Consider the following 26,933-nt stretch of genomic DNA (forward strand, 5'->3'; position numbering starts at 1 on the left):
CTCAAGGTCTACGACGGTGAGAAGAACAGTCTGCCATTGCGCCGCCCGGCCAGGACGCCGCCGGGGAGGTTGAGGGGCTTCTGACCACGCCAGTCGGTGAGCAGACGGTCGGTCTCCTCGATGTGCCGGGCGAAGAGCGAGCCGGCCGGCGAACCGGCCGCGATGGCGGCCCGGCGCAGCACGCGGCGGCGCACGGCGGCCGGCAGCGCGAGCAGCCGGCCGGCCGCGAGGCCGCCGTCACTGTCGATCGCGTCACGTTCGGCGGAGGCGGCCCACTGGTCGAGCGCGTCGGCGTCGTCACGGGAGAGCTGGGCGGTACGGGCCAGGGCCTCGACCACGCCCTTGCCCAGGGACTTCTCCAGCACCGGGAGCGCCTCGTGCCGGACCCGGGAGCGGGCGTAGGCCGGGTCGTGGTTGTGCGGGTCCTCCCACACGTCGATGCCCTGCACCAGGCAGGCCTTGCGCACGGTGTCGCGGTCCAGCAGGAGGAAGGGGCGGCGGTACCGGCCGTTGACCCCCGAGACGGCGGCCATCCCCGACAGCGAGCGGGTGCCCGAGCCGCGGGCCAGGCCCAGCAGGACGGTCTCCGCCTGGTCGTCCCGGGTGTGGCCGAGCAGCACGGCGGCGGCCCCGCGGTCCCGCGCGGCGGCGTCCAGCGCGCCGTACCGCGCCTCCCGGGCGGCCGCCTCCGGGCCGCCCTGGCGGCCGACGGTGACGCCGATCGCGTCCACCGGGTCCAGGCCGAGGTCGCGCAGGCGGGCGGCGACCTCGCGGGCCCGGATGTCGGAACCGCTCTGGAGGCCGTGGTCGACGGTGACACCCCCGGCGCGCATGCCGAGCTTGGGGGCTTCGAAGGCGAGGGCGGTGGCGAGGGCCATCGAGTCGGCTCCGCCGCTGCAGGCGGCGAGCACGAGCGGGCTGCCGTCCGGCTGGGCCGGAAGCCGCCCGGGGGTGCCGCCCGGCGCGATCCGGCCGGCGCCGGTACGCGCCCGGCCCGCGGCCGGAGCGGTGGCGGTGGTGAAGGAGTCGGTGGAGGTGGTGGTCGAGATGTCGCCGAGGATGTCCTGGAGTACGCGGCGGACCGCCAGGCGTATCGCTGCGACCGCGGGGTGGGGACCCATGTCCGGTTCCCTCCTAGGGAGGCTGTGGGGCTGATGACGCAGGGTAGCTAGATGGTGACAGAAGCCGGCCCATACCCGAGCATCGCACGCCACACCCTGCGGTTACGGTCCCTCGGACGGGTGAACCGGGTGCTGTCGCAGCGCCGCTTCGTCACATTTCGCTACGCCGGTGCACCCGCGCCACCCAGTCCGCGGGTTTGGCGATCTCCAGCTTGGTGGGGAGGGTGTTGGGCGACGTCCAGATCCGGTTGAAGCCGGCCATGCCCGCCTGCTCCACCGCGGCCCGCACGAACCGCTCGCCGTCCCGGTACTGGCGCAGTTTCGCGTCCAGGCCGAGCAGCTTGCGCAGCGCGAGGTCCAGCCGGCCGGCCCCGCTCTGCCGGCGCTGCTGGAACTTCTCCCTGATCTCGGCGACCGACGGCACCACCTCGGGGCCGACGCCGTCCATCACGTAGTCGGCGTGCCCTTCGAGCAGCGACATCACGGCGGTGAGCCGGGCCAGGATCTCCCGCTGGTTGGGGGTCTGGACGAGGTCGATCAGGCTGCGGTCGGCGCTCTCGTCGGACTCGGCGTCGGCCGAGGCCTCGTCGGAGTCGGGGCGGCCGGAGGCGAAGGCCTGGAAGGCCTCCCTGACCCGCTCGATCAGGGTCGACGGGTCGATGTCGGTCTCGGCCAGGAAGTCCTGGATCTCCGACTCGATGTGGTCGCGCAGCCAGGGCACGGCCGTGAACTGGGTGCGGTGCGTCTCCTCGTGGAGGCACACCCACATCCGGAAGTCGTGCGGGTCCACGTCGAGTTCACGCTCGACATGCACGATGTTCGGCGCCACGAGCAGCAGCCGGCCCGCCTTGCGCTCCCCGGGGCCCGGTGTCGCCGGACCGGCCGGCATCAGGCGGGTGGCCGGGGCGAAGGTCTCGTACTGCCCCAGGACCCGCGAGGACAGGAAGCTGAGCAGCATCCCCACCTCGACGCCGGTCACCTTGCCGCCCACGGTGCCCAGGACGGCCCCGCCGGGGCCGCCGGGGCGGCGGGACTCCATCTTGGCCAGCAGGGGCCTCAGGACCTCGCGGAAGCCCTCCACGTTGGCCTTGATCCACCCCGGGCGGTCCACGATCAGTACGGGCGTGCCGTGCTCGTCCGGCTCGTCGTCGCCGAACATCCCGGTGAAGGAACGGACGTGCGCCTCCGAGGACTTCGCGTGCCGCCGCAGCTCGGCGACGACCTCCCTGGCCTCGTCCCGCGACACCTCCGGGCCCGGGCGTACGAATCGGGTCGCGGTAGCCACCGCGAGCTTCCAGTCGACCATCTCCGCGCCACCGATGCTCATCCCCTCACCGTACGTGCTGCGTCCGCCGGGCGGGAGGCGGACGCAGCCGGGGTGTCCGCGATTCAGCGGCAGCCGCAGTTCGCCACCGCCGAGGCCAGCCGGTCCAGGGCGGAGACAGCGGCCGTGGGGTCCGTGGTGCCCGAGGTGAGGAAGGCGAAGGTGAGCAGCCGGCCGTCGGCGTCCACGACCGTTCCGGCGAGGGCGTTGACGCCGGTGAGGGTGCCGGTCTTGGCGCGGACGAAGCCGGCGGCGGCCTCGCGGCGCACCCCGGTGGAGAAACGGTGCCGCAGCGAGCCGGAGAAGGCGGCGACGGGCAGACCGGTGAGCACGGAACGGAGTTCGGGGTGCGCGTCGGAGCCGGCCAGGACCAGCAGCCGGGCGAGCTGGGCGGCGGTGAGGGCGTCGCGGTGGTCGAGGCCGCTGCCGTCGTGGAAACTCGCCCCGGTCAGGTCCAGGCCCAGCGACCTGAGCGTCCGGGCGATGGCCCGGGATCCACCGGCGAAGGACGCGGGCCGGCCGACGGCCACCGCGGCCTGGCGGGCGAGGGCCTCGGCGATGTCGTTGTCACTGTTGGTCAGCATGCGTTCGACCAGGTCGGACAGGGGCACCGACTCGACCTGGGCCAGCACGCCGCCGGACGACCCGCGCTTGTCGGGCGTGCCGCTGACCGTGATGCCCCGGTCCTCCAGCAGGTCCGCGAAGGTGTTGGCGGCCGACTGGGCCGGGTCCCAGGCACGGGCGGCCGGACCCTTGTACGTGGAGCCGTCGTCGCGGCCCTCGTCGGCCATCAGGGCCGTGACCGGGGCCAGGTTGTCGTTGCGGCCGAGGCGGTGGAGGGTGGTGCCGCTGTAGAGCGAGGTGTCGTACGACAGCCGGACCTTCTTCTCGCCCTTGCGCAGCAGCGCCCTGGCCGTGTCGTCGGCCAGCTTGCGCAGCGAGGCCGCGTCGTAGCCGCCGCCCGCCGCCGCGCGGGCGGTGAGGGTGGGGTCGCCGCCGCCGACGAGGGTGATGCGGGAGCCGTGGGCGGCGCCGGTCACCTCGGTGGTGAAGGTGTGGTCGGCGCCGAGCAGGGACAGGACCGCGACCGCCGTGGCGATCTTCGTGGTGGAGGCTGGGGTGCCCGCGGTGCCGGCGCCGAGGCCGTAGACGGTCCGGCCGGTGGCGGCGTCCACGACGGCCGCCGTACGGACCGGGCCGAGCCCGGAGGCCTCCAGCAGCGGGGCGAGGGCCTCGGCCAGACCGCTGCCGGTGGGCAGCGGCACACCGGAGGTGCCGGTCGCGGCGGTCAGCACGTCGGAGGCGAGCGGCGCCCGGTCCTGGGCGCCGGACGACCCGGCGGGCCCGGCCCGCTTCGCGCGCGCCACGGCGTCCTGGGAGGCGGCAAACCCCCGTTCGGCCGTACGCTGACCTGACTCCCACGGGCCGGACGCGGCGACCGCCACCAGCGCCACCGCCAGGCCGACTGCGGCAGACACCGCTGTGACCTGCCAATTCTTGGTGAGCCGCACCCCGGACCAGCCCCTTTCGCGCCCACACACATGCGTGGGAGACACTTAATCACCAGAAGTATGTGCTGATCATGGAGGAGTGGAGTCTTGGAGTTCGACGTCACGATCGAGATCCCGAAGGGTTCGCGGAACAAGTACGAGGTGGACCACGAGACCGGTCGTATCCGCCTGGACCGCCGGCTCTTCACCTCGACCAGCTACCCGGCCGACTACGGCTTCGTCGAGAACACCCTCGGGGAGGACGGCGACCCGCTGGACGCCCTGGTCATCCTGGACGAGCCGACGTTCCCCGGGTGTCTCATCAAGTGCCGTGCCATCGGCATGTTCCGGATGACGGACGAGGCGGGCGGCGACGACAAGCTGCTCTGCGTGCCCGCCTCCGACCCGCGTGTGGAGCACCTGCGTGACATCCACCACGTGAGCGAGTTCGACCGCCTGGAGATCCAGCACTTCTTCGAGGTCTACAAGGACCTGGAGCCCGGCAAGTCCGTCGAGGGCGCCAACTGGGTCGGCCGCGCCGAGGCCGAGGCCGAGGTCGAGGCGTCGGTCAAGCGCCTCAAGGAGTCCGGTCACGCGCACTGACGCGGCGGCGTGCGCATGCGTACGCGGTACGGCTGCGGGCGGCACCCCTGAGCGCGGGGGTGCCGCCCGCAGCCGTACCCGCTCCCTGACGCTCCCCGGCGCGGTGACCGCGTTGGTTCACCGGGTAGCGCGGCCCCACCCAGCGGTAGCTGGGGGCGCTGGAATTCAGAAGCCGCGGGTGCGCTTGGCCGCGCGGCGCTGCGCCGGGTCGCCGGCGCCCGGTACCTGGAGGAACATCCGGGCGATCTCACCACCGAGGTTGACCCCGATCGCGACGGCCAGCGCCAGGGCCGCCGCCTTGGTGAGCGAGGCGAGACCCTGGCTCAGATGGCCCTGGGTCAGGCCCAGCAGACCGAAGTAGGTCGCCGAGCCCGGCAGCAGCGGCCCGATGGCGGCGGTGACATAGGGCAGCGCCGAGGCGTGCCGGTGCCGCGAGAGCATCTGCCCGAACAGACCGACCAGGCCCGCCGCGACCGCCGTCGCCGCGACCGGGGACATCCCGACCCCGGCCGCCTTCTGGTGCAGCACGCCGTAGACCGTCCACGCCACGCCGCCGTTGAGGGTGGCGATCAGCAGCACCCCGCGCTCGCACTGGAGCAGCACCGCGAAGGCGAGGCTGAGCGCCATGGCCGCGACCAGCTGCACCGGAGGGTTCTCGTAGGTGCGCAGGGTCTGCTGCGGGTCCAGTTCCGCGCCCAGGCTGACGCCCGCGTACAGCACGAGGGTGACGCCGACGACGATGCCGGTGAACAGGTACATCACTTCGAGCAGGCGGGCCGAGGCGGTGATGTAGAAGCCGGTCAGGCCGTCCTGGACGGCGGCGACCAGCGCCCGCCCCGGGATCAGCGCGAAGAGCCCACCGGTGATCACCGCGGAGGCCTGGATGGTCGACGTACCGGGCAGATGGTGGCCGAAGCGGTCGACCAGGACGCCCAGCACGGCCGCCGGCATCGCGGCCGCGGTGAACTGGTAGAACTCCGGCAGCCCGCGCCCCGCGCAGAGCCAGGCCAGCCGGTCGCCCAGCATCGCGCCGATCGCCGCGATCAGGAACACCACCGGGCCGCCGCCGCCCACCAGCATGCTCGCCGCGCCCGCGAGCAGCCCGGCGGCGGCCGTCAGCAGCCGGCCCGGGTAGGGGTGCCGGTTACGGCGGATCTCCGCCAGACGGCGGTAGGCGTCCTCCAGGGTGAGCGCCTCGGTCGTGATGTCGTCGACCAGGCGGAAGACGGCCGCCAGCCGAGTGTAGTCGGTGCCCCGGCGGCGTACCGTCCGGTTCGCCGTGACGGGCGGGTCGATCAGGGACGGCTGGTGCGAGATGCCGAGCAGGGTGAAGGTGACGGTCGGCTCGACCCGGGCCAGCCCGTAGGCGTGTGCCACGCCCAGCATCGCCGCCTCGACGTCCTCGGCGCCCTCGCCGCCCGCGAGCAGCAACTCCCCGATACGCAGGGTCAGGTCCAGCACCCGGGGGACCGGCGGGCCGGACTCGGCCCGCTCGGCGGCCTGCTCCGGCGCGGGCCGCTCGGTCACCGACATCCGGAGCATCGCCCGCATCCGGTCCGGCCAGGGCGTCTCCTTCGACAGGTTCACCATCGGTATCCCGAGCGGCGGCGTGTACGCGGGATACCCCGGATACCCCCCGTGCGGAGCCGGGACCGGGGCGGCCGGCTGCCGGCCCCCGGGCGGCGCGAAGGCCGAGCCCTGCGGTCCGGGCTCGGCGGGGACGTCCACCCCGGTCGGGGCCGCGAACTCCGAGGTCGGCGCGTCGTCGGAGGACGACTCCGGCGGCGCCGGCACGCCCAGCGGCGGTGTGAACTCCGAGCGGGCCTCGTCGGACCTCGGCTTGCCCTCGTCCACCACTTCCGTGCCCTTCGCCGTGCTGTGCTGCCGTACGGGCCTCACCTTGCCGGATCGGCGCCCGGCATGCGCGACGGGGGGGCGCCGGGTCAGCGGCGGGCCCGGTGCCGGCCGCCGCCGCGCTGCGCGGGCGTCTCGGCGGAGGGATCGTCGGAGCCCGCGGACGGGACGGCGGTGGACGCGGCTCGTCCGGACTTGCCGCGGGCCCGCAGGAACTCGATGGCGATGGGAATGACGGAGATGGCGACGATGGCGATGAGGATCAGCTCGATGTGCTTGTTGACGAACTCGATCTTGCCGAGCCAGAAGCCGAGCAGCGTGACGCCGCCGCCCCACAGGGTGCCGCCGATGATGTTGTACGTGAAGAAGGTGCGGTAGTTCATGCGGCTGACGCCCGCGATGATCGGCGTGAAGGTCCGGATCACCGGGACGAACCGGGCCAGGACGATCGACTTGCCGCCGTACCGCTCGAAGAACTCGTGCGCCTTCTCGACGTTCTCCTGCTTGAAGAGCCTGGAGTCCGGCCGCCGGAAGAGGGTCGGCCCCACCTTGCGCCCGAAGAGGTATCCGACCTGGTCACCGGCGATCGCCGCCACCACCACCAGCAGGGCCACCACCCAGATCGGCCAGTCCAGCTTGCCGCCGGCGACCAGCAGGCCACCGGTGAACAGCAGCGAGTCGCCCGGTAGGAAGAAGCCGATGAGCAGCCCCGACTCGGCGAAGACGATCGCCAGCAGGCCGATCAGGCCGGCCGACGAGATGAGGTAATCGGGGTCGAGCCATTGCGGGCCCAGGGCGAGAGTCGTCACTCGCACAAAGTATCAACGGTGTCCTGCCCGAACCGTTCCCAGGCCGGGAACAGTGGACTACCTTCGGCGCAAGCGTTTCCCCGTGCACCACCGCGCACCACCGCAAGTCGCCCGTCCCACCCGATTCCCCGGCGGAACCACATGACTCGCGCCATCGCACTGCACGACGTAACGAAGGTCTACGGACGGGATGTCCGGGCCGTGGACCGTTTAACGCTCGACATCTCCCCCGGGGAGTTCCTGGTCCTGCTCGGCCCGTCGGGCTGCGGGAAGTCGACGCTCCTGCGCATGATCGCGGGGCTGGAGGAGATCAGCAGCGGCGAACTGCTGCTGGACGGCGAGTACGCCAACGACCTGGCGCCCGGTGACCGCCGGATGGCGATGGTCTTCCAGAACTTCGCGCTGTACCCGAGTATGACCAGCCGCCAGAACATCGGCTTTCCGCTGCGCTTCGAGATGCCCGGCGAGGAGACGGAGCCGCGTGTCGTCGAGACCGCCCGCACCCTGGGCATCGAGGACATCCTGGACCGCTATCCCGGGCAGCTGTCGGGCGGCGAGCGGCAGCGGGTCGCGATGGGCCGGGCGATCTCCCGGCATCCGTCGGTCTTCCTGATGGACGAGCCGCTGTCGAACCTGGACGCCAAGCTCCGCTCCCACCTGCGGGCGGAGATCTCACGGCTGACCCGCGGCATGGGCGTCACCACGGTCTACGTCACGCACGACCAGGCCGAGGCGATGTCGCTCGGCGACCGGGTGGCGATCATGCGAAGCGGGGTGCTGCAACAGGTCAGTACGCCACGTGAGGCATATCACCTCCCCGAGAACGTCTTCGTGGCCGCCTTCATCGGCACTCCCCGCATCAACCTCCTCCAGGCGACCGTGCTGGCCCCGCTGGGCGGCGGGATCTGGATCGACTTCGGGCGGCAGCGGCTCGGGCTCCAGGAGCCGCTGAGCCGGGACCACCAACTGCTGCGGATCCAGCAGGGCCGCAAGATCATCGTCGGGCTGCGCTCGGAGGCGGTACGGATCGACCGGCCGAGCGCCGCGCACGCGGGCGAGGTCGTGCTGAGCGGCGTCGTCGAGCATGTGGAGTACCAGGGCCACGAGTCGCTGGTGCACCTCAACACCGGGGCGCTGCCGGCCGTCGTGCCCGAGCTGGAGGCCCCCAAGCCGGCGCCGGGCGCCCGGACCAGGGCCCAGGCCAGGCGCGGGGCCGGGGGCGGGGGCGCCGACGGCGGCGGGGGCGGAGCGGTGGGCCTGGGACGCCGGCTGGTGCAGCGCGCGGCCGGGCGCGGCAGCACCGCGGTCATGGAGTCGCGTCCCCCGGACCAGCCCCGCGTCGTCCCCGGCGACCTGGTCGTCCGTACCGGCCCCGACCTCCAGTTCCGCCCGGGCGACCGGGTCCCGCTGCTGGTGGACCTCGCCCACCTCTATGTCTTCGACCAGGAGGGCCACCGCATCTGCCCGGCCCCCCAGGAGGCGCCGCGGCTGTAGCGGGGGCACGATGGCGCCATGCCCGATAACCGGATCGACGAGTACGGCGGCGGTCAGTCGCAGCAGTCCGACGTCCTGGTGGTCACCACCAACGACGTTCCCGGGCACCGGGTCGAGCGGGTGATCGGCGAGGTCTTCGGCCTCACCGTCCGCTCCCGGCACCTGGGCAGTCAGATCGGCGCGGGGCTGAAGTCGCTGGTCGGCGGCGAGTTGAAGGGGCTCACCAAGACCCTGGTGGAGACCCGCAACCAGGCCATGGAGCGGCTGGTGGAGCAGGCCCGGGCGCGCGGCGCGAACGCGGTGCTGATGATGCGGTTCGACGTCAGCGAGGCGGCGGACGTCGGCACCGAGGTCTGCGCCTACGGCACGGCGGCGGTCATCGCGCCGAACGCGTAGGGCGCGCCGGCCGCGGACGGCCACCGGACGGCTACCGGGCCGTGCCGGCTCCGGCGGCGTTCGCCAGGATCGCGTCGTGGAGGTAGCGGGCGGCGCCGGGGTGGATCTCCTCGTAGTGGCGGGTGAAGCGCTCGTCCGTGACGTACATCTCGGCGAGCGCTGTGTGGATGGCGTGGGTGCAGTCGTAGAACCACCGGCTGATCCGCTGCCGGTGCTCCTCGGCGAGATCCGTCGCGGGCTCGCTGTCCGGGGCGGCGCCGCCGGCGATCAGGGCGGCCAGCCGGACGCCCCATTCGCGGTTCTCCTCGTGGTGGCGCAGCCAGTCCCGCTTGCCGTACGAGGAGGTGCGGCGCTGTGACTCGGCGTACTCGCCGGTGCCGCCCCAGCGGCGTCCGGCCTCCTCGCCGAAGACCTCGAACCGCTCCTCGGGTGTCAGGTCGATGCCCATCGTGTGTGCCTCCATGGCTCGTTGGACGGCGGCGGCCATCTCGTTCAGCCTGCCGATGCGGGCCGTCAGCAGACCGTGCCGGTGGCGCAGACGCTCCAGCGGGTCCGCGTCGGGGTCGTCCAGCAGGACCGCCACCTCGTCGAGGGGAAAGCCGAGCTCCCGGTAGAACAGGATCCGCTGCAGCCGGTCGAGGTCGGCGTCGTCGTACCGCCGGTGGCCGGCGTGGCTGCGGCCGCCGGGCGACAGCAGGCCGATCTCGTCGTAGTGGTGCAGGGTCCGTACGGTCACGCCCGCGAAGGCGGCGACCTGCCCGACCGGATAACTCGCGCTCATGGGCATCACTCTCCCGCCTCACGCCACGTGAGGAGCAAGTGCGATATTGGTCCACATGCTGGGGATAACCGATCTGCCGACCTATGTCCTGGGCACCGTCCTGATCGTTCTGCTGCCGGGCCCGAACTCGCTCTACACGCTCTCCGTCGCCACCCGCCGGGGCATCCGTACGGCGTACCGCGCCGCGCTCGGTGTCTTCCTCGGCGACACGGTGCTGATGACCGCGTCGGCGGCCGGGGTGGCCGGGCTGCTCAGGACGAACGCCGTGCTGTTCGGCTTCGTGAAGTACGCGGGCGCCGCCTATCTGGCGTGGATCGCCTTCGGGATGGCCCGCGCGGCCCGGGACATGTGGCGCTCCCGTGGCGGGCGCGCGGCGGGGGCCGCCGCGGAACCGGTGCCGGGAACCACCGCGGAGTCCGCGACGGGCGAGCAGCCCTTCCGGCGGGCGCTGATGATCAGCCTGCTCAACCCGAAGGCGATCCTGTTCTTCATCTCCTTCTTCGTGCAGTTCGTGGACCCGGGCTACGCCCACCCCGCCGTGTCCTTCCTGGCCCTCGGTGCCATCGCCCAGACCTTCAGCCTCTGCTACCTGACGGCGCTGATCCTGGGCGGCACGTATCTGGCCGCCCAGTTCCGCCGCCGCAAGCGGCTGTCCGCCGGGCTCACCTCGGGCGCGGCCGCGCTCTTCCTCGGTTTCGCGGCGAAGCTGTCACTTGCGAGTGCGGGCTGAGCGGCGCCCGCCTATGGTCCGTTGCATGGCCCTCCACAAAGGCGACAACGACGAGCGGGAACTGCCCGTCAACCCGTTCTACGGCGAGACGGACCCCACCAGCGGCATGCGCGCCGCGCCGCCGAAGCACCGGCTGGCGGACGGCCCGATGGCGCCCGCCACGGCCTATCAGCTGGTCCATGACGAGCTGATGCTGGACGGCAACTCCCGGCTGAACCTGGCGACCTTCGTCACCACCTGGATGGAGCCGCAGGCCGATGTCCTGATGGCGGAGTGCCGCGACAAGAACATGATCGACAAGGACGAGTACCCGCGCACCGCCGAACTGGAGCGGCGCTGTGTGGCGATGCTCGCCGACCTGTGGAACGCGCCCGACCCCGCCGGGGCGGTGGGCTGCTCCACCACGGGGTCGAGCGAGGCGTGCATGCTCGCCGGGATGGCGTTCAAGCGGCGCTGGATGAAGCGGACCGGCGACCGCTACCCGGGGAGCGCCCGGCCGAATCTGGTGATGGGCGCGAACGTGCAGGTGTGCTGGGAGAAGTTCTGCACCTTCTGGGAGGTGGAGGCCCGGCTGGTGCCGGTGCGGGGCGACCGGCTGCACATGGACGCCGAGTCCGCGCTCGCGCTGTGCGACGAGAACACCATCGGGGTCGTCGCGGTGCTCGGTTCGACCTTCGACGGGTCCTACGAGCCGGTGGCGGACATCTGCGCCGCCCTCGACGACTTCCAGGCCCGTACCGGCACCGACATCCCGGTGCACGTGGACGGCGCCTCCGGCGCGATGATCGCGCCCTTCGTGGACCCCGGGCTGGTCTGGGACTTCCGGCTGCCGCGCGTGGCGTCGATCAACACCTCCGGGCACAAGTACGGGCTGGTCTACCCCGGGGTGGGCTGGGCCCTGTGGCGGGACTCCGGCGCCCTGCCGGAGGAACTGGTCTTCCGGGTCAACTACCTCGGCGGCGACATGCCGACCTTCGCGCTGAACTTCTCCCGCCCCGGCGCCCAGGTCGTCGCCCAGTACTACACCTTCCTGCGGCTGGGCCGGGAGGGCTTCCGGGCCGTGCAGCAGACCTCCCGGGACGTCGCCACCGCGCTGGCCTCGCGTATCGAGGCGATGGGCGACTTCCGGCTGATCACCCGCGGTGACCAGCTGCCGGTGTTCGCCTTCACCACGGCCGACGGCGTCACGGCCTACGACGTGTTCGACGTCTCCCGGCGGCTGCGCGAGCGCGGCTGGCTGGTGCCCGCGTACACCTTCCCCGCCGACCGCGAGGACCTGGCGGTGCTGCGCGTGGTGTGCCGCAACGGCTTCTCGGAGGACCTGGCCGACCTGCTGGCGGGCGAGCTGGAACGGCTGCTGCCGGAGCTGCGGGCGCAGTCGGGGCCGCTGGACCGGCCCGCTTCGGCCGCCACCGCGTTCCATCACTGAGCGGCCTGCTTCTGGGCACTCGCAGCGTATGGCCAAGGATCAGGAAACCCGGGGGACCGTTGTCGTCGCGCTCGTCGCGAATCTGGTGATCGCGGCGGCGAAGGCGGTCGGCGGACTGGTGACGGGCTCGCCGGCACTGCTGTCGGAGGGCGCGCACTCGGTCGCGGACAGCCTCAACGAGGTGTTCCTGCTGGCCTCGCTGAAGCGCAGCAGGAAGGAACCGGACGCGCAACATCCGTTCGGCTACGGCAAGGAACGGTTCTTCTGGTCGCTGCTCGCGGCCGTCGGGATCTTCGTGATGGGCGGCTGCTTCTCGTTCTACGAGGGGCTCATGGCCTTCCGGGAGACCGAGACCCAGACCACCCGCGCCTTCGTGGTGGCGGCCGTCGTACTGGTGGTGGCGCTGCTGGCGGAGGGCGCCTCGCTGGCCCGGGCGGTGCGGCAGAGCATGCGGGAGGGAGGCGGGCTGCGCGGCGGCTCGGACCCGACCCTGCGCACGGTGCTGGCCGAGGACAGCACGGCGGTGCTGGGTGTGCTGCTGGCCCTGGCGGGCGTGACGCTGCACTGGATGACCGGGAGCCCGGCGTACGAGGGGGGCGCGTCGCTGGGGATCGCGCTGCTGCTGATGTACGTGGCGTACCGGCTGGGCAAGGACTGCCGGGACAGCCTGATCGGCGAGGCGGCCGACCCCGTACTGCGGGAGCACGTGTACGAACTGCTCATGCGGCAGCCGGAGATCGACACCGTGACGTCGGTGCTGACGATGCGGCTCGGTATGGACGCCACGCTGCTGGCCGCCCGGGTGGACCTGGTCGGGGGCATCGACAGCGAGACGCTGGAGGACTCCCTCGTACGGATCAAGCGGCACATCGCGGAGCAGTACCCGGAGCTCGACGCCGGGCACGTCTTCCTCGACATCCTCGACGCCTCCCCCGGCGACCGGCGGCACGCGACCCGGATGCGCCACGCGCTCCGTGAGGCCGCCGGCGCGCAGCGGGCCCGCGAGGAGTGACGCCTCCGGCTACGCCCGCAGATAGGCCAGGACGGCGAGTACCCGGCGGTGGCTGTCCTCGGCGGGCGGCAGGCCCAGCTTCATGAGGATGTTGCCGATGTGCTTGCCCACCGCGGCCTCGGAGACGGTCAGTTCACGGCAGATCGCGGCGTTGGACCGGCCCTCGGCCATCAGCCCCAGCACCTCGCGTTCGCGCGGGGTCAGCCGGGCCAGCGGGTCGCGGCGGCGGCGCAGCAACTGCCGTACCACCTCCGGGTCGACGACGGTGCCGCCGGACGCCACCGTGTGCAGCGCGTCGGCGAACTCGGTGACCCGGCCGACACGGTCCTTGAGCAGGTAGCCGACGGCCGATCCGTCCCCGGAGTCGAGGAGTTCGGCGGCGTACGAGCGCTGCACGTACTGGCTCAGGACGAGCACCGGCAGGCCCGGCCGGGCGGCCCGCAGGGCGACGGCGGCGCGCAGCCCCTCGTCGGACAGGCCCGGCGGCATCCGGACGTCGGTGACGACGATGTCGGGGTCGTGCTCGGTCACCGCGGCGGCGAGCGCGTCCGCGTCACCGACCGCGGCCACGGTGTGGTGGCCGAAGCGGGCGAGCAGTCCGACGAGCCCCTCGCGGAGCAGGACACTGTCCTCGGCCAGGACTACGCGCACGGGAACTCCATCCGCAGCAGGGTCGGGCCGCCGGGCGGGCTGGCCAGGGTCAGGGCGCCTTCCAGTACGGCGACCCGGTCGGCGAGCCCGGTCAGGCCGGTGCCATGGGCCGGGTCGGCGCCACCGCGGCCGTCGTCGCGGACCTCGACCAGCAGCCGCCGGCCGTCGTGGCGGGCGGCCAGGGCGGCCCGGCCCGCGCCGCTGTGCTTGGCGACGTTGGCCAGCGCCTCGCAGACGGCGAAGTACGCGCCCGCCTCCACGGCCTCCGGCAGCCGGGCGGCCGGCAGGTCGACAGCCAGGTCGACCGGGACCGGGCAGCGGTCGGCGGCGTCCGCGAGGGCGTCGGACAGCCCGCGGTCGGTCAGCACCCGGGGGTGGATGCCGTTGACCAGGTCCCGCAGCTCGGCCAGGGCCCGGCCGGCCTCGTCCTGGGCCTCGGCCAGCCGGGCGGCGAGCGGGCTGCCGGGCTCCGCGTCCAGCCGCGCCAGGCCGAGGCTGATGGTCAGCGCGACCAGCCGCTGCTGGGCCCCGTCGTGCAGATCCCGTTCGATCCGGCGCCGCTCCGCCTCGAAGGAATCCGCCAACCGGCGCCGGGAGCTGGTCAGTTCACCGATCCGCTCGTCCTCGCCCGGCCGCGCGGCCAGCAGCGCGCGGGCCAGGGCGCCCCGGGCTCCGGCGAGCGCGGTCAGCGCGTACGCCGCCACCGGCAGCAGCACCAGGCCCACGGCGGCCGCCCCGACGGCCACCGGGTACGACGTGGCCGGCCACGCCTTGAGGATGTTCACCTGCTCGCCGTCGGCCGCCAGCATCACCGGCGCCGCGATCAGCTGCAGCGGCAGGACCAGCGCGAACACCACCGCCAGCAGCTCCAGCGGCCACAGTACGAACGCGGTGAGCAGCCCGTATGCCAGCTCGCGCCAGGTGGCCGGCTCGGCGAGCCGGGTACGCGCCCACGGGCCGAGGCCCGGCGCGCCGGGAGGCCGGTGCGCGCCGGCCGCCGGGACCGGGTCCACGACCCGCAGCCGGCGGCGCTCGGCCGACGGCAGCAGCGGCAGCGCGAGCGGGAGCAGGACCAGCGTCACGGCGCCGGTGAGCGCGCCGGTGAGCAGATAGGCCGCCGCGCGCCACGGCCATGAGGTCCGCAGGAACCGGCGGTCCGCCAGTGCCTGCCACGCGGTTGTCTGTGCCACCCGGCCACCGTAGAGGGCGTGCCCCGGGTGCGCGGTAGGGCAGGCCATACCCCCGACTGTCGGGCCAGGGCTGCCGACAGGCGCGCCGCGGTGGGATGGAGTTGGCCGCATGGTGAGAATCGCGCTGAGATCGTTGAGGACGCGCTGGACGGGGCTGCTGGGCGCGGCCGTCGCCCTGGCGCTGGGGGTGGCGCTGGTCGCCGTCATGGGCCTGGGCATCGCGGCGGCCGTCGCCGTGCCGGGGGGCGGGGAGCAGGCGGTGACCGTCAACGCGCTGCTGGGAACGGCGGGCGGGGTGGCGGCCTTCGTGTCGGTGTTCGTGGTCGCGTCGACCTTCTCGTACGCGGTGGCCGCCCGGCAGCGGGAACTGGGGCTGCTGCGGCTGTCCGGGGCGACCGGCGCGCAGGTGCGGACGGTGGTGGTGACGGAGGCCGCCGTGGTGGGGGTGGTGGCGTCGGCCGCGGGGGTCCTGCTCGGGCGGGCGGCGGCACCGTGGCTGGGGCGGGCGCTCCTCGACGGGGGCGTCGCACCGGCCGGGTACGCCATCGGCGGCCAGACATGGCCCCTGCACCTCGCGTTCTGGACCGGCGTCACGACCGCGCTGGCGGGTGCCGGGGCGGCGGCGTGGCGGGCGGGCCGGCTCGGGCCGCTGGACGCGCTGCGGGAAGCCGACGCCGAGGCGGGCGCGATGACGGCGGGCCGCTGGGTGTGGGGCGCCGGGCTGCTGCTCTTCGCCGTGGGCCTGACGGCGTGGCGGCTGGGCACCGACCCGGGGGATCTGCTGAAGCGCAAGACGTACACCGTCCAGCCGATGCTGCTGACCGGGGCCTGCGGGCTGCTGGCGCCGGTGCTCGTACGGCCCCTGGTACGCACCCTGGGGCGGCTCGGCACCGGCTGGTCGGGGCGGCTGGTCCGGGCGAACGCCATGGCCGCCGGCCGCCGTACCGCCGCGGTGGCGGCGCCGGTGCTGATGACCGTGGCGCTGGCGGGCTCGCTGCCCGGGGCCGCCGCCATGATCGGCGCCGCCAAGACCGCGGAGCTGCGGGCGCACACGTCCGCCGACTACGTCATCACCGGCGACGCCCTGCCGGACCGGCTGGCCGACGCCGTGCGCCGGCTCCCCGGCGTGACCTCGGCGAGCAGCGCGACCACCGAACTGCGCGTCCCCGAGGACGGCCGGGCGGTGATCGACACCGGGGCACGGGCCGTCGAACCGGCCGCCTTCGCCCGCCTGGCACGGCTGCCCGTGGTGGCCGGGTCGCTCACCGCCCTCGACGACCACGGCATCGTGGTGAACCAGGAATGGGAACGCCACACCGTCGGCGACCGGGTCACCGTCCACCTCGCCGACGGCACCCGGACCACCCTGCGCGTCACCGCCGTCCTGCGCACCGGCACCGGCGACAACGGGGCCTACGTCACCGCGCACAACGCGCCCGGCGCCCGTACCGACCGGATCGAACTGCGCACCGGACGCCCGAGCCGCCCACTGCTACGGCAACTGCGTTCGCTGGCACGGGAGTACGGAGCCACCCTGGCCACCCGGGACGCCTGGGCGGCGGCCCGCCACCCCGGCGGCGGGCCCACCCGGCTGGGGTTCGCCGTCGTCCTGGGCATCGCCCTGCTGTACGCGGTGATCTCGCTGGCCAACACCGCCGTCATGGCGACCTCCGCCCGCCGCCGCGAGGTGGGACTACTGCGCCTCGCCGGCGCGAACCGGCGCCAGGTACTGGCCCTGTTCACCGCCGAGTCACTGCTCGCGGTGGCCGCCGGCGCGGTCCTCGGCACGGCCGTCGCGGCGCTCGGACTGGCCGCGATGCGCAGTGCGCTGGGCCTGCTGTCGGTCGACGCCCCCACCCTTTTCCCCTGGACCGCGACCGCCGCCCCCGCAGCGATCTGCGCCCTGGCAGCCGCCCTCGCCACCGCCCTCAGCACCCCCCGCCCCGCCACGGGTTGACCGCCCCCGACACGACGCCCGTTGGAACGGCCGGCGACCGGCGAAGCCGCAGACCCCCCAGCCGGTGGCCGGTGGCCGGTGGCCGATGGTCGGCAGGCCTCAACCGGCCACGCCGCGATGCCTGTTGGTACGGCAGGGGCCCCACCGCCCACCACCGCCTCAGCCGCACGGCGCCCGGGCACGGGGCGCGTCGCGGCGACGCAACCGGCCATGACGCGGCACACGTTGGACGACCGGCAGGGGGCACCGCGCGGGCCGTCGGCACGACCGCTGCGAGGCATGTCGGAGCGGCCGGCGGAGCCGTGGGGGTCACGGGGTGTCGCGTAGTGGGGCGCCGTGTTCGGCCATCCAGGGAACGGGGTCCACGCCGGAGCCCAGGAGGGGGGTGACGCGTACCTCGAAGTGCAGGTGCGGGCCGGTGGAGTTGCCGGTGCTGCCCGACAGGCCGATGAGGTCGCCGGTGCGGACCCGGTCGCCGGGGACCACGTCGAGACGGGAGAGATGGGCGTACTGCGTGTAGTAGCCGCACGCGTGCCGGATGACGATCTGGTTGCCGAAGCCGTCGCCGCACCCGGCGGCGACGACCGTGCCGGTGCCCGCGGCCCATACGGGGGTGCCGACCGGAACCGCGAAGTCCTGGCCGGTGTGGCGGTGGGACCAGTGCGCGCCGCTGCGGGCGAAACCGGCGCTGAGCCGGTAGTGGCCGACGGGGCTGACCCAGGCCGTGGACGCCGACGCCGTCCCGGCGGCCCGCAGGGCCGGGAGGTCCGGGCGGTGACTGAACTGCCGCGACCGTGCGTTCGGGCAGTCCTGGCTCAGGGCGCCGACGCCGGCCTGCCCCTGTCCCTGCCGCCCGCGCGCACGCTCACGCTCGCGGCGCAGCATCTCGCGGGCGCGGCTCAGTCCGGCCTCGATCCGGCGCCGGATGGCGGCCTGCCGCCGGGCGTCCGAGGCGAGCCGGTCCACCACGCGGTCGGCGGCCGACGTGGCGGTGTCCAGGCGGCGTTCCGACCGGGCGGTGGCGTCCAGCAGCGCGGCCGTCGCGTGGTCGCCCTCGCGCAGCAGCGTCGTCAGTTCCAGCAGCTCGTCCGGGGTGTCCGACAGGAACAGCCGCGCCGGGGCGGCGAGTCCTCCGTCCCGGTACTGCTTGGCGGCCATGTCCCCGACCTGTTCCCGCAGTTCGCCCAGGTGCCCGCGCTCCCGCCGGGCGGCCCGCCGCAGGACGTCCAGCTCGTGCCGTTTGCGGTCCACGGCCCTGCGTACGGTCTCGTACGACCGGACCGCGCGGGCCGCCTCGCCGTACAGCCGGTCCACGGTGGCCGCCGTGTTCTCCCCGGGGCGGTGGCCGTCGGCGTGGACCGGGGCGGCGGCCGGGGACAGCCACACGGTGGCGGCGATCACGGTGACGACGGCGGTGCGGACGGCTCGGCGCATCGACCGATCCTCACCAGGGGCGCCACGGGCGCCCCGCCGACACGCCCCCGGGTCACCCGACCGGGTGGCTCAGCAGGGGATCACCCGGGCGGCCAGCAGCGCGACGTCGTCCTCCGCCTCCTCCGTGACCAGCAGGGACAGCACCAGGTCGACGAGCGGCCCGACGCCGAGGTCGGTGGGCAGCCGCAGCGCGGCGAGCCGGGCGAGGGACACGTCGATGTCCTCACCGCGCCGCTCCACCAGGCCGTCGGTGTAGAGCAGCAGGAACTGGCCGGCGGCGCAGTCACGGGAGAGCAGTTCGTAGCCTCCCTGGCCGGTGCCCAACGGGGGGCCGACGGGCAGCGAGACGATCTCGATGCGCCCGTCGGCGTGCAGCACGACGGGCGGCAGATGTCCCGCGCTGGCGAACGAGCAGCGCCCCCTGTCCGGGTCCATCAGCGCCAGCAGACACGTGGCCGGGCGGCCGTCCTCGGTGTCGGCGATCAGCGTGTCGAGGCGCCGCAGTATCCGGTGCGGCGGCAGGTCGGCGCAGGCCACGAAACGCAGCATCGAGCGGTACTGGCTCATGTCCACCGAGGCCTCGACGCCGTGGCCCATGACATCGCCCATCGCCAGCAGCGTCCGCCCCAGGGGCAGCCGTACGGTGTCGTACCAGTCGCCGCCGACCAGGGCGCTGCTGCCGGCCGGCTCGTAACGGAACGCCACCTCCACGGTGGGGTGCGGGATGCCCGGCTCGGACAGCAGCGCGCGCTGCAACTCCAGCGCGATGCCGTGCTCGCGGCTGTAGCGGCGGGCGTTGTCCAGGCTGATCGCCGCCCTGGTGGCGAGGTCCTGGGCGATGACCACGTCCTCGTCGGTGAAGGCGGGCGACTCCCCGGCCCGGACCAGGGTGACGGTGCCGATCGGATGGCCCCGGGCGGTGATCGGCGCGACCAGCGCGGAGTGGATGCCGACCGCGCGGTAGGCGGCCACCCGCTCGCTGTTGGGGGCCATGCCGCCGAGTTCGCTGTCGGAGGGCAGGTTCTCCAGGATCGGCTTGCCGGACTGCAGACAGCGGGGAATGGAGGAGTGCGACTGGTAGTCGACGAACGCCCCCGGCACCCCGAAGACCCGGACCTGCTCGCGGAGGTTGGGCAGCGCCGCCATCCCGGCCCGGCGCAGCCGCAGTACGCCGTGCGGCGGAGGGCGCACCGCGGCCCCGTGCGGATGTTCCGGGGGCAGGACCTCCACGGTGGCGATGTCCGCGAGCAGCGGGACGAGGAAGGTGGCCAGCTCAGCGCATGTGGTGTCCATGTCCAGGGTGGTGCCGATCTTGGTCGCCGCCCGGTCGAGCAGCGCCAGCCGTTCCCGGGCCCGTTCGAGGTCCCGCTGCTCGGCCCGCGAGGCGCTGACCTCCAGGACGATGCCCACGATCCCGGCGACCGTGCCCCCGGCGTCCAGCAGCCGGTGGTAGGCCCCCTGCCAGTAGCGGCGCTCCAGCCCGGAGGCGCCCCGAGTCTGGCCGCTCGACGTCAGCTCGCGCGCATGGCCGTCCGCCAGGACCTGGCGCAGAGCGCCCCCCTCCGGGTTGTCCAGGTCCGGCAGCACCTCGGCGATGGTGCGGCCGATGTGGTCGGCGGCGGGCACGCCGTTCATCTCGGCCAGGGCCGGGTTGACGTACACGTAGCGCAGGGCGGTGTCGAGGATGGCGATGCCCGCCGGCGTCCCGTCCAGAACCTGCCGCAGGGCCTGCTCGCCCAGCGGTGACCACGCGCCGCCGCCGTCGCTCACTGTTCCATGGTCACCCGTCGCGGCCTCCTCGGCATCCTGGCGCGTCCCCTTCCCCCGGAGGGAGTAGCCCCCCGCTTCCCCCGGAGGGAGTAGCCCCCCGCGCGCCGGAACGCGGGGGCGCCGACGATGACAGAGAGGGCCGCCGTCCGAAGCGGTCCGCAGGCCGTTGGGGAGGACCCGCTGTGACAGTCAGCCTCGCGCAGTTGCGCCGTTGCTCCGTTGCCGTGGACATGGGCGCCGCACGGACCCGCGTCTATGTGAAGGGCTCGGGGCTCGTGGTGGACGAACCCAGCGTGGCCGCGGTGGACGCGCGCTCGGGCGCGCTGATCGCGGTGGGGGCACTGGCCGAGCAGATGACGGGCCGGACGCCTGCCCACATCCGGGTGGTGCGGCCGGTGCAGGGCGGCATGGTGGTGGACATCGACATGGCGCAGCGGATGCTGCGCCATCTGCTGGGCGGGCAGCTGCGCAAGGCGTGGCGGCGCAAGCCGATGCTGCGCGCGGCGGTGTGCACGCCGCACGCCAGTGAGCCGCTGGCGCAGCGCGCGGCGACGGAGACGATGTACGGGCTGGGCGCGCGCCGGGTGGAGCTGGTGGACGCGCTGATCGCCGCCGCCGTGGGGTGCGGGCTGCCGGTGGAGCAGCCCGAAGCCACGATGATCATGGTGAGCGGGGCGTCGACGACGCAGATCGCCGTACTGTCGCTGGGCGCGATCGTGGCGGCGGAGACCGTCGCCGTGGGCGGTGACGCGATCGACCGCGCGGTGGTCCAGCACCTGCGCAACAAGCACGAGCTGATGCTGCCCAGCCAGTCCGTGCGCCCGCTGCACCTGTTTCTCTCCGAGCCGGGTTCGACGGCGCTCAGCGCCGAGGTGCAGGGGCGGGACGTGGCGAGCGGCCTGGCCCGCACGGTGAGCGTCGACACCGAGAGCGTGCGCCGCGCGATCCGTACGCCCTTGGCGTCGGTGGTGGACGGCATCAGCATGGTGCTGCGGCGCTGCCCGCCCGACCTGGTCGCGGATCTCACGGACCGCGGGATCATGCTGGCCGGGGGCAGCGCGCTGATGCCGGGGCTCGACACGATGCTGCGGCAGGCGACCGGGATGCCCGTCGTCATCGCCGAAAGTCCGGGCGGGTGCGCGGTGCGCGGACTCGGGGCGATGATGGAGGGCCGGATCGCGCCGATGGTGGTGGACCCGCTCTCCGTATGAGCTCCTGCTTGTTGCTTGTTGCTTGTTGCTTGCTGCTTGCTGCTTCCGGGTGACTTGTGTGATGCGACGGCCTTCCGACTCGTTCCTGCTGGTGCGGGAAGTGCTACCGATCAGGAACGAGAGACCCATATGAGGCTTTCCTTCGGGGCCACCACCGTTCTGGCAGCGTGCGCGGCAGCAGCCGCCGCTGCGGCCGTGGTGCCGGCGGTCGCAGGAGTGGCCACCGCCGCGGAGCGGTCCGGCAGCCTCCCCACGGCCCCCGCGGCGACGCTGCCGGCGACCCCCGAGGTGAAGCCGCCGGCCGCGCCCGAGCGGGCGCCGGGCGCCGTCCTGCCCGAACCGCTGATCCCCCCGCTGCCCGCCCGGGCCCGGATCCCGGAGACCGACCTCACCGCCCCGCTGCCCGACCTGCTGGGCAAGGGCACGCCCCGGCCGGCCACGCCCGCGGTGCCGGTCAGGGCGACCACCCCCGCCCTCAGCCTCGGGCTGCCGTTCGACGCCCCCGAGCCCGGCGAGCAGCGTCTGGTCCAGGCCCTGCTTCCGGGGCCCCGGACCCGTACGGCAGAGTGGCGGCCATGACTTCCGTGATCAGGCACGTCACCGTCGACTGTTCCGACGCGTACCGGCTCGCCGGTTTCTGGGCCGCCGTACTGGACGCGCCCCTGCACGAGGACGACCAACCCGGCGACGAGGAGGCCCTGGTCCTGGCCCCGGGCGCCGGGCTGCTGTTCGTCACCGTGCCCGAGGGCAAGACCGCGAAGAACCGGGTCCATCTGGATGTGCGGCCGCAGGACCGCACCCGGGACGAGGAGGTCGAACGGCTCCTCGGCCTGGGCGCGACCCTCGTCGCCGACCACCGCAGGCCGGACGGCACCGGCTGGGCCACGCTGGCCGACATCGAGGGCAACGAGTTCTGCGTCGAGCGCAGCGCGGCGGAACGCGGCGGCGCGTAGGCGCGCGGGCGCGCAGCGGCGGGGGTCAACCTCTGCCGCGGCCACGGCCTAGGCCCAATGCCGTTGCGTTACGGGCTTGCGGGCTGGGGTCTTGTGATGAGGACCGCTTGAGGTCCGGTGCGGGTCGGCTGTGGCCAGGAACGGTGTTCAGTTCGCTTGAGGCGGTAGTTGGACATCTTGCGTTTCACCACGCGGGGCTGGCTGCGGAGGCGTCTGACGGGCAGGAGCCGTTCCAGGAGGTCCTGCTCGAGCATCACCAGTGCTCTGACCAGGAGGTCAGGGGGAAAAACTGCCCGGCGTGACGGTCACGCTGCGCCGGGCAGAGCGCAGCGTTTCGGTGAAGGAGACCCGGTCAGGGCCCAGGCCACGGGTGGCAGCCGTTCTCAGCATGAGTTCCCGCAGAGCGTGGTGGACCAGCAGGTGTGCCCAGATCTGCTGGTGAACACCGTCGGGTGTTTTACTGCTGAGCACGACGCGTGCGCCACGCTGATGGGTTTTGATCTCGGCGAAGACGGACTCGATCTCCCAGCGTTCGCGGTAGAGCGCGGCCAGCTGCCGGGCAGGATACCGTCGGGCGTCCAGCAGGCTGGTGACCAGGCGATAGTCGTCGGTCTCACCCTCACCGGCCCGGTCCTTGAGCCGGTAGGCCAGGACACGGACCACAACCGGCTCCTTGCGGGCCGGGCCGCCGCTCGCTCTGATGTGTGAGAGCCATGACCCGTCGCGGAACTGTTTGGTGACGGGCAGGACGCGGTTGGCGGGCACCCGCCACAGCAGGTCGGCGCCGGTGGCGGTGAACGCCTGCCACAACGGGACGCCAAGGAACCCACGGTCGGCCAGGACCAGCTGACCTGGGCCGGTCGAACGCGGCAGGCGGCCTACCAGAGTGACTTCCCCGGTGCGGCAGCCGGCCAGTTCCGCGTCCAGCACCGCATGGCTGCCGATCTCCACCAGAGCTGCCATCCGCACTTGCGGAAACGCGCTCCTGCCCGACCCGCGGCCACTGCCCGGACGTCCGAAGGCAGTCTCGTTGGCTTCACTGTCCGCGACGTCCCAGCACGTGCCGTCGACGGCGAGCAGCCGCAAGCCCCGCCAGAACGCGCCGGGCGTCGCCTCGGTCGCCATCGGCTTCGCGGTCGTGGCGAACAGCACCCGCAGCGGCTCGGAGCCCAGCCGCTGCCGGGCCCTGAACAGCGAGGACTTCGCCGGAACACGCCAGTTGCCCAGCAGCCCCGAGCCCCGCAAGCCCTCGACGAGATGGCGCATCACTTCCAGATACGGGGCAGGTGAGAACAGGGCCAACGCCAGCACGAAGTACACCACCAGCCGCGCGGGAAGCAGCCGCTGACGTCGCTCGGCACGGCCGCACGCCGTCACCACCCGGTCCACCAAGCCTGGCGGATACACCCAGGTCAACAGGCCGAGACCCGATAAGTCAGACACACTCGCAGCCATCCGAACCACCCCCGGGACGAACTGCCAAGCACAGTACGCCTACAGCAAAGGCAACGGCATTGGGCCTAGGGCGTGTTGCGAAAGTAGCGCCGTCCGCCCGCAGGGCGGGTCCCGCGGCGTCTGGTGCGGTGCATCGCAAGGCGGAGAACTGTCCTCGTAGTGGGCTACTCGGACAATTCGACAACGCAGCGAGGTGCCGTGCCTGGGGGTACCACCCAGCCGCCTGGCTGGGGGAGGGTCGCGGGACAGGCGGGACTTCTAAAACACGGCCTAGCAGTCGAGGGTGAGACGGGCGCCCGGGTGCGCGGCGCGGGAGACGCAGATCAGCATGGCGTCCTCCGTACGGCGGGCCGCCGGGCTGCCGTGGTGGGTGACCTCGCCGTCGAGGACCCGGAGGCGGCAGGTGCCGCAGAAGCCCCGGCGGCAGGAGTAGGCGGTGCCGGGGCGGGCCTCGGCGATGACGGAGAGCGCGGAGCGGTCGGCCGGGACGCTCAGTACGGTGCCGCCGGGCCCGAGCTGGACCTCGAAGGGGGCGCCGTCGAGGACCGGCGGGGTGGCGAAGCGCTCGACGTGCAGGCCGGTGGCGTCCCGCCCGGCCAGGGCCTGGCGTACGCCGGTGACGAGCGCGGGCGGCCCGCACAGGTAGACCGCCGCCGCCGCCCCGGCACCGGCCAGCAGTTCGGCCGCCCCGGGGACACCGTCGCAGTCGTCGGTCCTCACGGTCAGCCGGGCCCCGGTGGGGTCGAGGGCGGCCAGCTCGTCGAGGAAGGGCATGCGGGCGTGGCTGCGGCCGGTGTAGACCAGCCGCCAGTCGGCGCCCGCTGCGGCCGCGGCCCGGGCCATCGGCAGGATGGGCGTGATGCCGATGCCGCCGGCGACGAAGAGCAGCGGTCCGCCGGTCAGGGCCAGCGGGAAGGCGTTGCGCGGACCCTGGGTGTGCAGGGTCGCGCCGGGGCGCAGGGTGTGCAGTTCCCGGGAGCCGCCCTCACCGCCGGCGTCTCGCGGGATGCGGCGGACCGCGATCCGGTAGGACGTGGCGTCGGCCGGGTCGCCGCACAGCGAGTACTGGCGGCGCCGGCCGGACGGCAGGTCCAGGTCGAGGTGCGCGCCGGGCCGCCACGGGGGCAGCGGCCCGCCGTCGGCGGTGGCCAGCCGGAGGCTGACGACCTCCTCGGCCTCGGGCCTGACCTCCCGTACGACCAGGGCCAGGGAACGGTCGACGGCCCGTGGCTCCCGTATCCGGGTGTGCGCGCTGCGGCGTACGAGCAGCGGGGCGGCCCGGTCCAGCAGCCGCAGGAACGCGGGGAGGGGCTGACGGGGCGCCGTCGTCACAGCGCCGCCCGGGCGGCCGGGGAGGAGGCGAGGTAGGCGACGGCCTGGCTGGTGGAGCCGTACCGGGCGGGGTGGTAGCCGGGTCGCAGATAGGCGAAGAACAGCCGCAGCACATGGCGTGGCCTGGGCAGCAGCCCGCGCCGGGCGCCCCGGTACCAGTCGCGCCAGCGCGGCTTGCCGCTGCGGACCGGGTCCGCGGCCATGAGGCGGCGCAGCCCGCGGATCCACCAGTACAGCAGGACCGGGAAGGCCACCAGGTGGGCGCGGACCCGGGTGCGGTAGCGGCCGTCGAGGTGGGTGAACAGGTCGTAGGCGACCGCCCGGTGTTCGACCTCCTCGGCGCCGTGCCAGCGGTAGAGGTCCAGGACGGCGGGCGCCGCGCTCACCTCGTCGATCGCGTCGGCGTTGAGGATCCAGTCGCCGAGGAAGGACGTGACGTGCTCGATGGCCGCGATGATCGCGACCCGCTCGATCAGCCAGCCGCGGGCCGCCGGGCCGGTCAGTTCCCGGTCTCCGAGCATGTCCTGGAAGAACCAGCGCAGTTGGCCGACGAAGGTGCCGGTGTCCAGCCCGTCGGAGGCGAGGTGGGCCAGCAGGCTCTGATGGGCGGTGGCGTGGGTGGCCTCCTGGCCGATGAAACCGATGACGTCCTCGCGCAGCAGGTCGTCCCTGATCAGCGGGACGGCCTGCTGGAAGACGGTCAGGAACCACTCCTCGCCCTCGGGGAGCAGGATGTTGAGGACATTGGCGAAGTGGGTGAGGAAGGGGTCGTCGTCCAGGTGGTGCATGGGCAGCCCGGTCCAGTCCCATTGGACGTCGCGCGGCTTGAGGACGATGTGCTCGGGGTCGCGGACGTGGTCACGGCCGCGGTCGTGGCGGTGGCGGCGGTCGTGGCGGTGGCGGCGGTCGTGGTCGTGGCGGCGGTCGTGGTCGTGGTCGTGGCCGGCGTTCATGCGGCGTTCCTCACGCTCTCGGTGCGTTCCACCAGCGCGGCCGTGAGCTCCGCCACCAGCTCCGGGCGGTGGCTCGGCAGCCAGTGCCCGCCGTCGACGTGGTGCACCTGGGCCGCCGGTGCCCACCGGGTGATCTCCGTCGCCCACGGGGCCAGCACGAACACGTCCTTGCGCGGGGCCAGCACCTGCGCCGGTACCGACGTCGCGCGCTCACGGGGCCGGAACATCCGCGGCAGCACATTGGCCCGGTACAGCTTCAGTCCCGCCCGGTTGCGGGCCGCCAGCCCCGGACCGTACCCCGGTGGACCCTCGCCGGTCTCCAGCCGCCGGCGCAGGGTGCCGGCCACGGCGTCCAGGAGGCCGCTGCGGCAGACGAGTTCGGCGATTCCGGGAAGGTGGAACAGGCCCACGTACTGCGAGGCCAGGCTCTGCCGGGCCAGCTTCGCGAGCCGGGCGGGCGTGGGCCGGCGCAGCTGGGCCCGGTACCAGTGGCCGGTGTGGTCCAGGTCCGGGCCCGAGATCGAGGTGAGCGAGGCGTAGCGGTGTGCCAGCCCCGGGGTGGTCACGGTGTGCCAGCTCTGTACGGAGCCCCAGTCGTGGGTGAGCAGATGGACGGGGGCGTCCGGGCTGACCGCGTCCGCCACCGCCGTGGTGTCCGCCGCGAGCTGCTCCAGCCGGTACGCCCGGGTCCGGCGCGGTACGCCGGAGGCACCCGAGCCGCGTACGTCGTAGGTCACCACCCGGAACCGGCCGCCGCCGGTGAGCCGGGCCGCCACGCCGTCCCACACCCTGTGGTCGTCGGGGAAGCCGTGCACACACAGCACCGTCGGTACCGTCGGCACCCTCGCGGCGCCCGGCCCCGCGTGGCCGCCGTGCTCGTACACCGCGAGGCGCACCCCGTCTGACGCCGTGACCCAGCGCTGCGCCATGGCTCGGCCCCGCCCTTCGCTCTCTCGGGAAGTCTGCGGACCCATGGCACCACCT

The 26,933-nt window shown here is 73.6% G+C and carries 24 protein-coding genes; 10 read left to right on the forward strand and 14 right to left on the reverse strand.

All coding sequences use genetic code 11. The annotated features are described in order from the left end of the window. Positions 1-8: 8 nt before the first annotated feature. From tilS to dacB, 3 genes are all read right to left on the reverse strand, one after another. A complete protein-coding gene (gene tilS, locus RWE79_RS17410; RefSeq protein ID WP_475940998.1) occupies positions 9-1,121 on the reverse strand; it encodes a tRNA lysidine(34) synthetase TilS in 1,113 nt (370 codons plus the stop codon). Between the two features lie 151 nt (positions 1,122-1,272). After that, a complete protein-coding gene (locus RWE79_RS17415) occupies positions 1,273-2,448 on the reverse strand; it encodes a zinc-dependent metalloprotease (RefSeq protein WP_475940999.1) in 1,176 nt (391 codons plus the stop codon). Positions 2,449-2,510: 62 nt separating this feature from the next. Further along, a complete protein-coding gene (gene dacB, locus RWE79_RS17420; RefSeq protein ID WP_475941000.1) occupies positions 2,511-3,923 on the reverse strand; it encodes a D-alanyl-D-alanine carboxypeptidase/D-alanyl-D-alanine endopeptidase in 1,413 nt (470 codons plus the stop codon). A 120-nt stretch (positions 3,924-4,043) separates the two neighbouring features. Here dacB and RWE79_RS17425 point away from each other — a divergent pair, with 120 nt between their 5' ends. Further along, positions 4,044-4,538 carry an inorganic diphosphatase gene (locus RWE79_RS17425; RefSeq protein ID WP_475941001.1) on the forward strand — a complete coding sequence of 165 codons (495 nt, stop codon included), beginning with the start codon at positions 4,044-4,046 and terminating at the stop codon, positions 4,536-4,538. Positions 4,539-4,703: 165 nt separating this feature from the next. Here the strand turns inward: RWE79_RS17425 and RWE79_RS17430 are convergent, their stop codons facing one another. Next, a complete protein-coding gene (locus RWE79_RS17430; RefSeq protein ID WP_475941002.1) occupies positions 4,704-6,437 on the reverse strand; it encodes a threonine/serine exporter family protein in 1,734 nt (577 codons plus the stop codon). A gap of 44 nt (positions 6,438-6,481) precedes the next feature. Further along, positions 6,482-7,201: a DedA family protein gene (locus RWE79_RS17435; RefSeq protein ID WP_475941003.1), complete on the reverse strand. Its 720-nt coding sequence runs from the start codon at positions 7,199-7,201 to the stop codon at positions 6,482-6,484. Between the two features lie 141 nt (positions 7,202-7,342). Here RWE79_RS17435 and RWE79_RS17440 point away from each other — a divergent pair, with 141 nt between their 5' ends. Continuing rightward, entirely contained in the window at positions 7,343-8,695 is a 1,353-nt protein-coding gene (locus RWE79_RS17440) for an ABC transporter ATP-binding protein (protein WP_475941004.1), read from the forward strand. Positions 8,696-8,713: 18 nt separating this feature from the next. After that, on the forward strand, positions 8,714-9,091 hold the full coding sequence (locus tag RWE79_RS17445; RefSeq protein WP_475941005.1) for a YbjQ family protein: 378 nt from the start codon (positions 8,714-8,716) through the stop codon (positions 9,089-9,091). Between the two features lie 31 nt (positions 9,092-9,122). Here RWE79_RS17445 and RWE79_RS17450 read toward each other — a convergent pair whose 3' ends face one another. Further along, the gene (locus tag RWE79_RS17450) at positions 9,123-9,878 is read right to left on the reverse strand and encodes a MerR family transcriptional regulator (RefSeq protein ID WP_475941006.1); all 756 of its coding nucleotides are present in this window, start codon (positions 9,876-9,878) and stop codon (positions 9,123-9,125) included. A 49-nt stretch (positions 9,879-9,927) separates the two neighbouring features. On the opposite strand from RWE79_RS17450, the gene leuE reads away from it, so the two are divergent. From leuE to RWE79_RS17465, 3 genes are read left to right on the forward strand one after another with little or no spacing between them, the layout of a single operon-like run. Next, a complete protein-coding gene (gene leuE, locus RWE79_RS17455; RefSeq protein WP_475941007.1) occupies positions 9,928-10,602 on the forward strand; it encodes a leucine efflux protein LeuE in 675 nt (224 codons plus the stop codon). 25 nt (positions 10,603-10,627) lie between these two features. Further along, positions 10,628-12,031 (forward strand): glutamate decarboxylase, encoded by a 1,404-nt coding sequence (gene gad / locus RWE79_RS17460; RefSeq protein ID WP_475941008.1) that lies wholly within the window; start codon positions 10,628-10,630, stop codon positions 12,029-12,031. Between the two features lie 28 nt (positions 12,032-12,059). Beyond that, entirely contained in the window at positions 12,060-13,043 is a 984-nt protein-coding gene (locus RWE79_RS17465) for a cation diffusion facilitator family transporter (protein ID WP_475941009.1), read from the forward strand. A 9-nt stretch (positions 13,044-13,052) separates the two neighbouring features. Here RWE79_RS17465 and RWE79_RS17470 read toward each other — a convergent pair whose 3' ends face one another. Both RWE79_RS17470 and RWE79_RS17475 read right to left on the reverse strand, forming a co-directional pair. Next, positions 13,053-13,694, reverse strand: a complete 642-nt coding sequence (locus RWE79_RS17470; protein ID WP_475941010.1) for a response regulator — start codon at positions 13,692-13,694, stop codon at positions 13,053-13,055. After that, on the reverse strand, positions 13,685-14,884 hold the full coding sequence (locus RWE79_RS17475) for a sensor histidine kinase (protein ID WP_475941011.1): 1,200 nt from the start codon (positions 14,882-14,884) through the stop codon (positions 13,685-13,687). The genes RWE79_RS17470 and RWE79_RS17475 overlap by 10 nt, the downstream gene beginning before the upstream one ends. A 109-nt stretch (positions 14,885-14,993) precedes the next feature. On the opposite strand from RWE79_RS17475, the gene RWE79_RS17480 reads away from it, so the two are divergent. Then, entirely contained in the window at positions 14,994-16,841 is a 1,848-nt protein-coding gene (locus RWE79_RS17480; RefSeq protein ID WP_475941012.1) for an ABC transporter permease, read from the forward strand. A gap of 309 nt (positions 16,842-17,150) precedes the next feature. On the opposite strand, the gene RWE79_RS17485 is transcribed toward RWE79_RS17480, so the two are convergent. Further along, positions 17,151-18,275 carry a peptidoglycan DD-metalloendopeptidase family protein gene (locus RWE79_RS17485; RefSeq protein ID WP_475941013.1) on the reverse strand — a complete coding sequence of 375 codons (1,125 nt, stop codon included), beginning with the start codon at positions 18,273-18,275 and terminating at the stop codon, positions 17,151-17,153. 69 nt (positions 18,276-18,344) lie between these two features. Next, complete coding sequence (locus tag RWE79_RS17490; protein ID WP_475941014.1) at positions 18,345-20,045, reverse strand: SpoIIE family protein phosphatase; 1,701 nt, start codon at positions 20,043-20,045, stop codon at positions 18,345-18,347. A 182-nt stretch (positions 20,046-20,227) separates the two neighbouring features. Here RWE79_RS17490 and mreB point away from each other — a divergent pair, with 182 nt between their 5' ends. The 3 genes from mreB (at position 20,228) to RWE79_RS17505 (ending at position 22,209) form a co-directional block, all read left to right on the forward strand. Continuing rightward, positions 20,228-21,256 carry a rod shape-determining protein MreB gene (mreB, locus tag RWE79_RS17495; RefSeq protein WP_475941015.1) on the forward strand — a complete coding sequence of 343 codons (1,029 nt, stop codon included), beginning with the start codon at positions 20,228-20,230 and terminating at the stop codon, positions 21,254-21,256. A 129-nt stretch (positions 21,257-21,385) separates the two neighbouring features. After that, positions 21,386-21,835, forward strand: coding sequence for a hypothetical protein (locus RWE79_RS17500; RefSeq protein ID WP_475941016.1), 450 nt, complete (start codon positions 21,386-21,388; stop codon positions 21,833-21,835). Beyond that, positions 21,832-22,209: a VOC family protein gene (locus tag RWE79_RS17505; protein WP_475941017.1), complete on the forward strand. Its 378-nt coding sequence runs from the start codon at positions 21,832-21,834 to the stop codon at positions 22,207-22,209. The genes RWE79_RS17500 and RWE79_RS17505 overlap by 4 nt, the downstream gene beginning before the upstream one ends. 276 nt (positions 22,210-22,485) lie before the next feature. Here the strand turns inward: RWE79_RS17505 and RWE79_RS17510 are convergent, their stop codons facing one another. The 4 genes from RWE79_RS17510 to RWE79_RS17525 all read right to left on the reverse strand — a co-directional run bounded on the left by RWE79_RS17510 (position 22,486) and on the right by RWE79_RS17525 (position 26,878). Further along, a complete protein-coding gene (locus RWE79_RS17510) occupies positions 22,486-23,664 on the reverse strand; it encodes an IS4 family transposase (RefSeq protein WP_475940874.1) in 1,179 nt (392 codons plus the stop codon). Between the two features lie 270 nt (positions 23,665-23,934). After that, the gene (locus tag RWE79_RS17515) at positions 23,935-24,996 is read right to left on the reverse strand and encodes a PDR/VanB family oxidoreductase (protein WP_475941018.1); all 1,062 of its coding nucleotides are present in this window, start codon (positions 24,994-24,996) and stop codon (positions 23,935-23,937) included. After that, entirely contained in the window at positions 24,993-25,949 is a 957-nt protein-coding gene (locus tag RWE79_RS17520) for a metal-dependent hydrolase (RefSeq protein WP_475941019.1), read from the reverse strand. Before RWE79_RS17520 ends, RWE79_RS17515 begins: the two co-directional genes overlap by 4 nt. Continuing rightward, on the reverse strand, positions 25,946-26,878 hold the full coding sequence (locus RWE79_RS17525) for an alpha/beta fold hydrolase (RefSeq protein ID WP_475941020.1): 933 nt from the start codon (positions 26,876-26,878) through the stop codon (positions 25,946-25,948). Before RWE79_RS17525 ends, RWE79_RS17520 begins: the two co-directional genes overlap by 4 nt. Positions 26,879-26,933 lie beyond the last annotated feature (55 nt).

The organism is Streptomyces sp. RLA131, from assembly GCF_056270125.1.